The organism is Bradyrhizobium sp. SZCCHNS30572 (assembly GCF_032484415.1).
Taxonomy (GTDB): domain Bacteria; phylum Pseudomonadota; class Alphaproteobacteria; order Rhizobiales; family Xanthobacteraceae; genus Bradyrhizobium.
Window position 1 is genome coordinate 32,013 of record NZ_JAUESY010000005.1, and the last position, 12,268, is coordinate 44,280.

9 protein-coding genes are annotated in these 12,268 nt (G+C 66.6%); 3 read left to right on the top strand and 6 right to left on the bottom strand.

Annotated elements, in window-relative coordinates:
* Nucleotides 1-10 precede the first annotated feature (10 nt).
* On the bottom strand, nt 11-1,309 hold the full coding sequence (locus QX048_RS14385; RefSeq protein WP_315826472.1) for a hypothetical protein: 1,299 nt from the start codon (nt 1,307-1,309) through the stop codon (nt 11-13).
* Nucleotides 1,310-1,624: 315 nt separating this feature from the next.
* Between QX048_RS14385 and thrS the strand changes: the two genes are divergently transcribed.
* Nucleotides 1,625-3,691, top strand: coding sequence for a threonine--tRNA ligase (gene thrS, locus QX048_RS14390; protein WP_315826215.1), 2,067 nt, complete (start codon nt 1,625-1,627; stop codon nt 3,689-3,691).
* Nucleotides 3,692-3,821: 130 nt separating this feature from the next.
* On the opposite strand, the gene QX048_RS14395 is transcribed toward thrS, so the two are convergent.
* Nucleotides 3,822-4,724: a hypothetical protein gene (locus QX048_RS14395; protein WP_409999218.1), complete on the bottom strand. Its 903-nt coding sequence runs from the start codon at nt 4,722-4,724 to the stop codon at nt 3,822-3,824.
* A 285-nt stretch (nt 4,725-5,009) separates the two neighbouring features.
* Between QX048_RS14395 and QX048_RS14400 the strand changes: the two genes are divergently transcribed.
* Nucleotides 5,010-5,573 carry a nitroreductase gene (locus tag QX048_RS14400; protein WP_315826217.1) on the top strand — a complete coding sequence of 188 codons (564 nt, stop codon included), beginning with the start codon at nt 5,010-5,012 and terminating at the stop codon, nt 5,571-5,573.
* 239 nt (nt 5,574-5,812) lie between these two features.
* On the opposite strand, the gene QX048_RS14405 is transcribed toward QX048_RS14400, so the two are convergent.
* The 3 genes from QX048_RS14405 to QX048_RS14415 all read right to left on the bottom strand — a co-directional run bounded on the left by QX048_RS14405 (nt 5,813) and on the right by QX048_RS14415 (nt 10,536).
* Nucleotides 5,813-8,287: a putative bifunctional diguanylate cyclase/phosphodiesterase gene (locus tag QX048_RS14405; RefSeq protein ID WP_315714975.1), complete on the bottom strand. Its 2,475-nt coding sequence runs from the start codon at nt 8,285-8,287 to the stop codon at nt 5,813-5,815.
* A gap of 920 nt (nt 8,288-9,207) precedes the next feature.
* The gene (locus QX048_RS14410; RefSeq protein WP_315714672.1) at nt 9,208-9,378 is read right to left on the bottom strand and encodes an RNA polymerase sigma factor region1.1 domain-containing protein; all 171 of its coding nucleotides are present in this window, start codon (nt 9,376-9,378) and stop codon (nt 9,208-9,210) included.
* 81 nt (nt 9,379-9,459) lie between these two features.
* Nucleotides 9,460-10,536 carry a hypothetical protein gene (locus QX048_RS14415; RefSeq protein WP_315826218.1) on the bottom strand — a complete coding sequence of 359 codons (1,077 nt, stop codon included), beginning with the start codon at nt 10,534-10,536 and terminating at the stop codon, nt 9,460-9,462.
* A 240-nt stretch (nt 10,537-10,776) separates the two neighbouring features.
* Between QX048_RS14415 and QX048_RS14420 the strand changes: the two genes are divergently transcribed.
* Nucleotides 10,777-11,796: a patatin-like phospholipase family protein gene (locus QX048_RS14420; protein ID WP_315714674.1), complete on the top strand. Its 1,020-nt coding sequence runs from the start codon at nt 10,777-10,779 to the stop codon at nt 11,794-11,796.
* Here the strand turns inward: QX048_RS14420 and QX048_RS14425 are convergent.
* Nucleotides 11,783-12,211, bottom strand: a complete 429-nt coding sequence (locus QX048_RS14425; protein WP_315714675.1) for a CBS domain-containing protein — start codon at nt 12,209-12,211, stop codon at nt 11,783-11,785. The two genes, QX048_RS14420 and QX048_RS14425, sit on opposite strands and share 14 nt — an antisense overlap.
* Between the last annotated feature and the right edge of the window lie 57 nt (nt 12,212-12,268).

Consider the following 12,268-nt stretch of genomic DNA (forward strand, 5'->3'; position numbering starts at 1 on the left):
GCCCTTCTCGTCAGGGCGCGGGGGCGGACTGCGCCGCCGAGGCCTGCGGCGAGGGAATCTGCGTCCACGGAACCGGCGTACTCGTCGGACGGGCGATGGCCTTGGACGGCGGGCAGCTCTCGGTCAGCATCTTCAGAGCAGATTGCAGGCCTTCGCTGCTCACCGGAAATGTCGAGACATTGCGACGCGCGACATTCAACAGGGAATCGCTCAGCTCGGCCGACGGCATCAAGGACAGCGTTTTCACCTGGCTTGCATTCAGGAACACGCCCCAGGTCTCGCGATCGCCCGACCGCCGCGGCGGCGAGAGGAAATTGAGCCGCATATCTCCGCTCGCCATCGCCAGCGGACCCGGCGGCGAGCCGGCCGGCGCGATGCGCTCGACGTCGAGCTCGAAGCGGTCCTGATCGAAGCAGACCATCTGCAAGCGCGTGGTCTGGAACGTGCTCTCACCGTCCTTGCGTGCGAGAATGGTCTTGTAGGCAATCCCACGGCTGGCGGTCTCGAACATCCAGGGGCTTTCCACCCGCTGCCGCCTGTCGAGCGCAAACCGCGCGATCTCCTCCCGCGTCAGGATGCGCATGCTCTCGAACGGGACGGACCGCGCCACCGTGAGCAGAGCGGGATCCGCGCCGAGCTTGGTGATGTAGTCGAGCACCATCTTGTCGGCCCGCGCCATCGCCTGCTGCATCGCCTGCGCCCGCATCTCGCGGGTCGGCACGCCGCCGGTGAAGTTCAGGATGACGCGCGGCGAATGCACCGCGAGCGTCGCATCCGCTGCGATCTCACGCGTGGGCGCGCCGAGCAGCATGTAGGGACAGGCCGAATTGCACATCGCCCCCCGCGTCCAGACCTCGCCATGCAGCTCGCGCCCGGACAGCTTCAGCTTGGTACAAGCTTCGCCCTCCTGAGGCTCGAAGCCGCACTCGCGCAAGGTGGTGCGTCCCACCCGCACGGCGGCCTTGCGCTCGCGCAGCATGTCGCCGATGGCGAGCGCCTGCTGCAGATTGCCGCCTGGAGAATTGAAGTAGATCGGCAGTCTGCGCTCCCCGATCTGCTTCATGAACTTGCGAAAGCGCGCCGCGGCGCCGCCGTCGATCTTGCCTTCGGCGGCGATCCAGCTGTCACAGCCATGTCCACAGGCGTCCGAGGAGCCCTTGACGAGAGCGAACGCAATCGGCGTCGAGCCGTCGGCGACCCGCGGCGACGCGGCGCGGCGCGCGGCCGGCCTGGACTCCGTTGCAGGCCTGGCCGGGGCACCCGGCCTCGCATGTGCCGCGGGCTTTGGCTGGGTCGCCGGCTTTGGCATCGCCGGAACGGCCGCGAACGACGACAGGCTCGACAACACGAACACGATCAGCGCGGCCCCAACATGAATGCCGCCGCGCCGATACACAGACAGCGGCGCCTCTCCTGCAGACTCCATCGCCAAACGCGTCCCCACGCCCCGAACACTTGAAGTTGTATCATACCGGCCCGCGGCGGCAATCTCCGCATCGCCGCACCAGCCGCAATTGGGCGGTTTTCCCGTCCCTCTCCCGGTTGCAGCCTGAAAATCCCCTGCTATACCCCTTGCTCCCGCTTACCTGCGCTCGTTCGCAGGAGTGAGCTCAAGGAGTGACCCATGTCCGATCCGAAATCGCCTGATTCCAAGTCCGACCAGCAAAAGTCCAATTTCCAATACAGCCTCAGCAACCTGAAGCCCGCCGCCCCGGTCGAGAAGATCACCATCAGCTTCCCCGACGGCGCCCGGCGTGAATATCCCCGGGGCACCACCGGCTTCGACATCGCCAAGGGCATCTCGCCCTCGCTCGCCAAACGCACCGTCGCCATGGCGCTGAACGGCGATCTCGTCGACCTCAACGATCCGATCAATGAGGATGCCAGGCTCGAGCTCGTCGACCGCGACGATCCGCGCGCGCTGGAATTGATCCGGCACGACTGCGCGCATGTGCTGGCCGAGGCCGTGCAGGCGCTGTGGCCGGGCACCCAGGTCACCATCGGCCCTGTCATCGAGAACGGCTTCTACTACGACTTCTTCCGCAACGAGCCGTTCACGCCCGAAGACTTCGCCGCGATCGAGAAGAAGATGCGCGAGATCATCGGCCGCGACAAACCCTTCACCAAGGAGGTGTGGGACCGCGAGAAGACCAAGCAGGTGTTCCGCGACAAGGGCGAAGCCTTCAAGGTCGAGCTGGTCGACGCCATTCCCGGCGAGGAGCCGATCAAGATCTACTACCAGGGCGACTGGTTCGATCTCTGCCGCGGTCCGCACATGACCTCGACCGGCAAGATCGGCAACGCCTTCAAGCTGATGAAGGTGGCGGGCGCGTATTGGCGCGGTGACTCCAACAATCCGATGCTGACCCGCATCTACGGCACGGCGTTCGCCAAGCAGGAGCAGCTCGACGCCTACCTCAAGCAGATCGAGGAGGCCGAAAAGCGCGACCACCGCAAGCTCGGCCGCGAGCTCGACCTGTTCCACTTCCAGGAGGAAGGCCCGGGCGTCGTGTTCTGGCATCCGAAAGGCTGGAGCATCTTCCAGGCGCTGATCGCCTACATGCGCCGGCGCCTCGCCGGCGACTATGACGAGGTGAACGCGCCGCAGATCCTCGACAAGTCGCTGTGGGAGACCTCCGGCCACTGGAACTGGTATCGCGAGAACATGTTCGCGGCGCAGTCCGCCGGCGACGAGGCCGAGGACAAGCGCTGGTTCGCGCTGAAGCCGATGAACTGCCCGGGTCACGTGCAGATCTTCAAGCATGGCCTGAAGAGCTACCGCGACCTGCCGCTGCGGCTCGCCGAATTCGGCGTCGTGCACCGCTACGAGGCCTCCGGCGCGATGCACGGCCTGATGCGCGTGCGCGGCTTCACCCAGGACGACGCGCATGTGTTCTGCACCGAGGACCAGCTCGCCGACGAGTGCCTGAAGATCAACGACCTGATTCTGTCGACCTACTCGGATTTCGGCTTCGAGGGTGAACTGACGGTGAAGCTCTCGACCCGCCCGGAGAAGCGGGTCGGCACCGACGAGATGTGGGATCACGCCGAGCGCGTGATGGCGACCGTGCTGAACGAGATCAAGGCGCAGAGCAACCACATCCGCACCGAGATCAATCCGGGCGAAGGCGCGTTCTACGGGCCGAAGTTCGAATATGTGCTGCGCGATGCCATCGGCCGCGACTGGCAGTGCGGCACCACGCAGGTCGACTTCAACCTGCCGGAGCGGTTCGGTGCGTTCTACATCGACGCCGACGGCGCCAAGAAGGCGCCGGTGATGGTCCATCGCGCGATCTGCGGCTCGATGGAGCGCTTCATCGGCATCCTGATCGAGCACTATGCCGGCAGCTTCCCGCTGTGGCTGGCGCCGACCCAGGTCGTCGTCACCACCATCACCTCGGAAGGCGACGAATACGCCAAGCAGGTGCTGGCTGCGCTGCGCCGCGCCGGGCTCAGATGCGAGATCGACCTGCGCAACGAGAAGATCAACTACAAGGTCCGCGAGCACTCGCTGCAGAAGATCCCGGCCCTGCTCGTCGTCGGCAAGAAGGAGGCCGAGACGCATTCAGTCTCCGTCCGCCGGCTCGGCCGCGACGGCCAGACCGTGATGCCGACCGCGGAGGCCATCGCCGCCCTGGTCGACGAGGCGACGCCGCCGGACGTGCGGCGCCGTCAGCGCGAGGCGGCGTGACGTCGTAGCGCGTAGCCCGCACGAGCGCAGCGACATGCGGTGTCGCCGCGACAACAGCGCGTGAGATCCCGGATGTCGCTCCCGCCGTCGCCCTGACGGGCTCCGGCGCGCGCTCATCCGGGCTACGCGGCTACGCCGACAGACTGGCGACAGCATCCGCCGAACCTCTGTCTCGACCCGCGGCCTGCAGCGCCACGTCGGCGCATTCGGCCATGTAGAGAAACATCGTCGCGAGCATCCGCTCGATCGCCTCGCGCCCCAGCGGCAGAATGGTGATGGCGTCGGTGCTGCGGATGAGCAGGCGCTTCTCCTCTGCGTCTCGCAGCAGCGTCAGCACGTGCTTGCGCGACACCGAAAAGCGGGTCGCCAGACCGTTGATTGAGAACGGCACGGGGCCGTCGGGCGGGAATGGCTGGTCCGGCCCGGCGCCTTGGGCCAGGCTGAACAGGATCACCATGCCCGCGGTCCGTTCGGCAAACGGCTCGAGCTCCGGCGCTCCGTCGAGGATCCGGACGCCGGCGATGAAGCGACGGCCGAGCTCGAGCACGAAGCTCTTCACGAAGGCCGGATCGTTCAACGCAGCCCGGTAACCCACGGCGGCCGGCAGCACCGCGCTCATGGCGTCGAACTGTACGCCCCAGCGCTCGCGATGCAGCGCGATCAGCTTGTCGGTCGGGACCAGCGGCCGCCGCCGGCGGTCCAGATTCGAGGCCGACGCCACCAGCCCGGTCGCCCGCATCAGCGCCAGCATGGCCTCGCAGCGGCCGCCGCTGCACAGGTCGAGCCTGGCACACATCTCCTTCATGGCGCCGACGGTGAGACCGAGCTCGCCGTCGCGCTGCTCGGCAAAATGCAGATACAGCGCGACGTGCGGAAACAGCGCCCGCGCCCGGTCGCTCAGCAGCGCATTGAGGATGCGATCGCCCCGATACAGCCTGATCGCCGATGCCGTCGACGCGCGCATCGCCCGTGCGAAACCAGCCGTCCCGCGCAGCCGCGCGACGGCGTCAGGTGACGGAATCAGTGCGGTCATCGGCACGTCAGATCTTGCACTCGAGGCAACTCCCGGCGGATCTCTTAGCACTATGTTTTTACCGGCCCGCCCAAGGTTCGACAATTCGCTGGGAATATCGTGCTTAGGACAGATGGCCGCATCGGATATGCCCGATCCGCGTCGTCCCGCGCGAAGTCTTCGCCGAAACCCGCAAAGGCTGCAGCACCGGGTGCCGTAGAACCGATCAAAACGCCGTGCCGTGGTCTCGTTGCAGGCGGAGGCGCATGCTATCTGTCGCGCGTGCAACGAACGAGACCCACCGACGTGACCGACGCGATTGAACTGCTGAAGACCCGCCGCTCCGTGAAGCCGCGCGAGATGAGCGGCCCCGGCCCCTCGCCCGCCGAGCTCGACACCATCCTGACCATCGGCGCCCGCGTGCCGGACCACGGCAAGCTCGCGCCATGGCGCTTCATCGTGTTCGAGGGCGACGGCCGCCGCCGCGCCGGCGAGGTCATCGCGGCCGTGTTCGCCAGGAAGAACCCGCAGGCGAGCGCCGCCGAGCTGGAAGTCGAGAAGAATCGCCTCATGGGGGCGCCGCTGGTGATCGGCCTCGTCAGCTTCACCCGGCCGCATCCCAAGGTGCCGGCCTATGAGCAGGAGCTCTCCGCCGGCGCGAGCGCGATGAACATCCTGACCGCGGCCACCGCACTCGGCTATGGCGGCTGCTGGCTGTCCGGCTGGTTCATGTTCGACCGCGACGTGATGGACGGTCTCGGCCTCAAGCCGGAGGAGAAGCTCGCCGGGCTCATTCATATCGGCAAGCCGACCAAGCCGAGCGAGGACCGGCCGCGTCCGGCGCTCGCGGACATCGTGACGCGGTTCTGACGAAGGCACGCGCGGGACCGGCGCGACCTTGAGGACCAGACGCCCGGCGATCGCTCGGCTCATTGCCGCGCCACGCTCCATCCGCCCAACCTTGCGAGCGCAAACAATCCAGGATTCCTCCGCGGAGGCCGTCTGGATTGCTTCGCCGCGCCGCGCAATGACGTGCGGAGACGCCTCAGCCCCCAACTAATTGGCACTCCGAAGCCGCGTGCAACATTCCGTACGCTTCCCTCTAATCCTCACGCCGCCTTCGATGGTCTCGTGCCGAACTGCGCCAGCAGGCCCGCGATCTCAGAGGCCGGCTTGGCCGCGCTGAACAGAAAGCCCTGGACCTGGTTGCAGCCCTCGGCGCGCAGCCACTCGAGCTGATCCGATGTCTCGACACCCTCGGCGGTGGTGATGATGTTGAGGCTCTTGCCGAGGCCGGAGATGGCGCGGACGATGGCGAGGCAGTCGGAGCGCTGCGCGAGGTCCTTCACGAAGGAGCGGTCGATCTTGATCTTGTCGAACGGGAAGCTGCGCAGATAGCTGAGGCTGGAATAGCCGGTGCCGAAATCGTCCATCGAGATGCGGATGCCGAGCTGGCGAAGCTGATGCAGCGTCGCCAGATTGGCCTCGGTCTCGGCCAGCAGGATAGACTCGGTGATCTCCAGCTCGAGCCGCTCCGGCGCCAGCGCCGACTGCGCCAGCGCCTGGACCACGACCTGCACGAGGTTGCGGCTGCGGAACTGCACCGCAGAGAGATTCACCGCGACCTTGATGCCGTCGGGCCATCGCGCCGCCTCGTGACAGGCCTCGCGCAGCACCCACTCGCCGAGCGGCACGATCAGGCCGATGTCCTCGGCCACGGGAATGAAATCGGCGGGCGAGATCATGCCCTTGTCGGGATGACGCCAGCGCAGCAGGCATTCGAATGCGGAGATCGCGCCGGTCGCGACGTCGACCAGCGGCTGGTAGTGCAGCTCGAACTCGCCCTGGGCGAAGGCACGGCGCAGATCGTGCTCCATGTCGCGGCGCTTCTGCGCCTGGCGGTCCATCTCCTTTTCGAAGAACCGATGCACGCGGCCGCCGTCCTGTTTGGCGCGATACAGCGCCATGTCGGCGTTCTTCATCAGCTCCTCGCAGCTCGCGCCGTCGCCCGGCGACAGCGCGATGCCGATGGAGGCACCGATCACGAGCTCGTTGCCGTCGATGTCATAGGGCGCGCTGAGCGCCGCGATCAGGCGGGCGGCACACTCGCTGGCGTCGCTGGCGCCGCAGCTCTGACTGATGATCACCGCGAACTCGTCGCCGCCCAGCCGCGCCGCCAGCTTGCCGCCATGCATCTGCTGTGTCAGGCGGCCCGCGACCGCCTGCAGCAGCCGGTCGCCCATCGGATGACCGAAGGAGTCGTTGACGGTCTTGAACAGATCGAGGTCGATGCACATCACCGCGATGCGGCGGTCGGCCGCCCCGGCGCCGTCGAGCTCCTGCGCGAGGCGCTGCTGGAAGAATTCGCGGTTCGGCAGGCCGGTCAGCCCGTCGTGGTGCGCCATGTAGGCGATGCGCGCCTCGGCGCGACGACGCTCGGTGATGTCGACGATCGCGACCAGCACGCCGTCGCGGCCATCGAAGGTGATCTCGCGGCCGTAGGTCAGCACCTCGATCTCGCTGCCATCGGCCTTGCGATGGCGCCAGTCGCGGTGAAACAGATCACCGTCGGCCAGCCGCAGCAGCGCGTCATCGAGGCTTTCCCATTCGCCCGGCGGCCAGAGATCCCAGACATTCATGCACAGCAGATCCGCCCGGCCGTAGCCATAGTGCCCGACCATCGCATCGTTGACATTGAGGATCTGCGCGGTCTTCGCATCGAGGATGCACATCGGCACCGGGTTGGCGTCGAACAGCAGCCGGAACGAGGCCTCGCGCCGCTTCAGCGCGGTCACGTCGGCAATGGTCAATGAAATGATGTCGCCAAAGGCGTGGGCGCCGAGCCTGAGACTGCGCGCCTCGCTGTCGAGCTCGAACTGGTCGCTCCGCCCGTGCGTGACGACGTCGAACAGCCGCGCCATCACCTCGGGCGTGCACAGCATGTTGCCGCCCTGCTTCAGCCGATGCCATTGCAGCGTCGCCGACGGCAGCCTGAGCAGGTCGGCCGCCGCGCGATTGTGATGAACCACCTGGAAATCGCAGGGCATGCCGACGCTGTCGCGGATGGTCGCGAGCGAGACCACGCCGTCGTCCGTCGTCGAGAAGATCGCATCGAGCAGATTATATTGCGCGTCGCGCTCGTTGACGTAGGTCCCGACCAGCGTACTGCCCCACCGCGAGTTGGTCGGCAGCGCCAGCACGTCATAACTGCGGACCATGCCGTCGCGGACGCAATGCGCATGAGCGAGATAGGGCTGGCCGCTAACGAGCGCGCAATTGGCCGCCTCCACCAGCACGGTGGCGCAATCCGGCGACACGGCTTCGACCGCGACGTCCCAGCGCTCGTCCTGCAGCCATTGCTGGACGTAGCGGCCGCTGCGCGAAATCTGGAGGCCACCGTCCTCGTTGTTGAGCACCGCGATGTGATCGGCGAGACGGCCGAGGCTGCCCAGCATGACGTCCTCGTAGCGCGGCAGGCGCTGGCCCGGCTTCAATGCCGCCTGCCATTTGCGCCTGAGCACCGGAATGTCGTCAAACAGATCGCTGCTGATCGTCGTCAACGCCTTGGTCGTCGCGGCACGCATCATTCCCACTCAATCGCCACCCTGTCGGTCCCGACGGTATCTGAAGCAGACACGGCTTTAACGAGCTGTAAATGCATTGGCTTCGCGCCTCGCGCGCAGCGATTGTGACAGTTTTAAGTGGTTCCATGGTTATCGCGCATTAGCGACTATGACAGCATCGCTTCACGTTCGTCGCCGATGTCGCAACGGCGAGGTCGATACGGATACGGCATAGATGCGGACGTGAACCTGCGATCTCGCGACAATATCTGCCCGAGTTTTGCTAATCGAACCGCCCCCTTCGAACAGAGGGCGCAGGGAGAGCCGGACCTCGACTGAGGCCCGTGGCCCGCCTGCGAAAAAAATGCAGGCGGCAGGTACCACAGGTCAGCCGGAAACCCGGCCCTCCCTGCGCGATGGCTGAACGGCTGCTTCGCGTTCTCCCTGGTGCGCCGGGCTTTCTGGCCACCATCCCCACGCGAAGCGAAGCCTCAACGTGAGTTGATATCAGCATCGGGATATCAGGACCGCGCGACTTGACCGTGCGTGGCGAATTGTTCGTCGGCGCGGGCAACCCGCGCTGCAATCCACCACGCCCACCGCTCCCCGCCTCGCGTCTCGTGACGACCGCGATACGCCCCTCATCTCGAGGCGGGATGCGCGGAAAGATCCGCCTGATTTGCCCGACGGCGCAAGAACTAATAAGTGCGACAAATTAACCGACGGGCAGATGTGCACGACTTGGCGAGTCGTGTCGCGCACCACTGCTTCGACAATCGCCGCTGTCGTCCCGGCCTTGAGCCTGGACCCATAGCCACCGGCCGCGGTGATGCGGGCCACTGACAGCTAGGTCCCCCGATAGCATCCGCGGTATGGGTCCCGCGTTCGCCGGGACGACACCCGTGGTCAGGCGCGCTCCTGCCAAAAACGCTGTTCTTGCATCAGTCCTCCTCCAGACGGATGCCTGCGTCGCTGAGCGCCCGCATGATCCGCTCGATGTCCTCGGGGTCGATTGTGTTAGCCGGGCAAAGTGCGTTCAGCTCGTCGAACGTGATCCAGCCCTTGCGCTCGCCGATCTCGATGGCCTGGCGGATGATGTGGGATATCTGCATGCGGCTCTCCCGGAGGCTGGCTCTCATAGATAGCGGGGAGAGTCGGTGTCCTTCTGCGGTGCCATTTCGCGTGCGAGCCGCTTACCGCGCGAGCACCTCGACCTCGCCGTCAACGCCGTTGACGACGCTGAAGGAGCGTTCGAACACCTTGCCTTCGTTCTTGGCGATCGCGCGGTAGTCGCCTTCGGACAGCACGACCTTGGGGAAGGCGCCGATCGATTCCTTGATCACGTCGCCGCCGGGGTTGATGACCGACCAGGCGGTGTTGGCGAGCGCCTCGCCGCCCTTGTCGGAGACGAGCTTCAAGGTGATGACCGCGGCGCGGTGCGTCACCGTGACGTCGGTGAGCTTGCCAGCCTGGACGCGGATGTCGGAGCGCACCACCGAGTTGGCGTCGCCATAGTTGGAGACGATGTAATAGGTGCCCTCCGGCAGCATCAGCATGTCGCCGGCGGCGACGTTCGGCACCAGCGGCGCCCGCTCGCGGCCGTCGAACTGGCTGCCCTTGTAGATGGCAAACGAGATCTGGTTCTGCGGGATCTTGCTGGTGCCGACCCTGCCCTCGAGGCGCAGGCCCCCGGCCGGCAGCACGAAAGATTCGCGATCGGTCTCCGTCTTCAGGTTCACCGACCTGACCGCGCTGACGAGGCCGAGCGCGACATGCACGACATAGGTGCCGGGCGGCAGCACGATGTTCGGCGTCGGGCCGCGATCCTCGCGCAGCATCTTGAAGGCGCCGGATTCGTCCGGCCGGTCGGCGAACACGCGCCAGACCAGACCGCCATTGATGTTCGGCAGGTCCTTTCCGAACCGCGCCGACAGCGACAGCACGCCCTGATTGGGAGCCGCGGCGGGTGGAGCAGCAACCGGCGGGATCGCAGCCGGCGCGCCGGGTGGGATCGCGGCGACGGGCGGTCCCGGCAGCACCTGCGGGGCCGGTGGCGGAATGGGACCGGCGGCGGGGCCGGAGGGTGGCGCCAGGCTCACCGCCGCCCCGGGATCGGGCACCGAAGCCGGCGGAATCGGCGGTGGCCGGTCGCTGAACAGTTGCGCCGCGGCCGGCAGCGTCACGAGCCCGGTCAGCGGCCACGACAAGGCGAGCACAAGCCATAGCCGCCCGCTGCGCCGGAATCTGGTGAACCCGCGACCTGTCGTCATCGTCTTGCTTTTGAACAAAAACGCGGCAAATTCAAGCCTCTACTCAACTGTCCCGGAGGAACCCCGTAAGCAGCGCGCGACTTGGTCGCATTCTCCGGCGGAGAGTTCAAATCAGCGGCATCCGGCGCTCCCGTCGACCCGGCATAAAGGATGCTTCTGGTAGGCTGGTGCTAGGCTGTCATGCGTCATGAGTCCGTTGCCGACTCGTTGCACACAGTTTGCGTAGGCGTGGAGATCTCGGTGCTGGACATTCTGAAAGGACGCCGTGCGAACGGAACCGAAGGTTCCGATGTCGGTCTCGGCACGATCCGCAAGCCGGTCATCGGCCTTGCGCTTGGCGGCGGCGCGGCGCGCGGTTTTGCCCATATCGGCGTGATCCGGACCCTGATGGCGCACGGAATCGTGCCCGATGTCGTGGTCGGCACCTCGATCGGCGCCGTGGTCGGCGGCGCCTATGCGGCCGGCCAGCTCGATACGCTGGAGGAATGGGCGCGCAGCCTGCAGATGCGCAACATCCTCGGCTATCTCGACATCCGCCTCAACGGCTCCGGCCTGATCGGCGGCGAGAAGCTCGCCGCCCAACTCGAAGCCTCGCTCGGCCGCGTCACCATCGAGGAGCTGCCGATGAAGGTGGCGACGGTGGCGACGGAGATCCGCACCGGGCACGAGATCTGGCTGACCCATGGCAGCCTCGTCGACGCGATGCGCGCCTCCTACGCCCTGCCCGGCATCTTCGCGCCGGTCCTGATCGGCGACCGCTGGCTGGTCGACGGCGCCATGGTCAATCCGGTGCCGGTGTCGGCGGCGCGCGCGCTCGGCGCCGAGATCGTGATCGCCGCCAACCTGTCGAGCGACGTGTTCACGCATTCGACGACGATCTACTCGCATGGCCAGCCGGTCGAGGTGCCGGAGACAGTGATGGAGAGCGCGCCGCCGAAGCGGCGCTTCCGCAGGCTGTTCTCGCCGGAGCGCGCGGTGAAGCGGCAGTTCTTCGGCGAGGGCGGCCGGCCGGGCATCTCGTCGGTGATGGTCGACGCCTTCAACATCATGCAGGACCGCATCACCCGCGCGCGCCTCGCGGGCGATCCGCCGGACCTTCTGATCTCGCCGCGTGTCGGCCAGATCGGCTGGTTCGACTTTCATCGCGCGGCCGACCTCATCGCGTTCGGCACCAGGGCGGCCGAACGTGCGCTGGATTCCATCCAGGAAGCGATCGGCGCGGTGACGCCGACCGGCGGCGGAGCGACTACGCCGTCTTGATGTACTGGCGCAGTGCTTCCTGCTCGGCCTCGTATTCCTGGACGCGCCACTTCACGACGTCGCCGATCGAGATCAGGCCGGCCACGACGCCGCCCTCGATCACCGGCAGATGGCGGAACTTGCCGTTGGTCATCATTTCCATGATCGAGGCGACGGTATCCGCAGGCTTGCAGCTCACCACCCGCCGCGTCATCACGTTCGACACCGGCTCGGTCAGCGCGGCGGCGCCGCGCTCGCCGAGCGCGCGGACGATGTCGCGCTCCGAGAGGATGCCCTCCATCCGGGAACCCGACATCACCAGCACCGCGCCGATCTTGCGGTCGGCGAGCCGCTTGGCGGCTTCGGCGAGTGTGGTCTGGGACTCGACGCTCTCGACCTGATGGCCCTTGGTGTCGAGGATCGCACGTACTGTCATTGCTCGTCTCCTTGAGGGGCCGGTGTGCCTTCTTGAGCGAGGCGTCGTTGCGGCCGA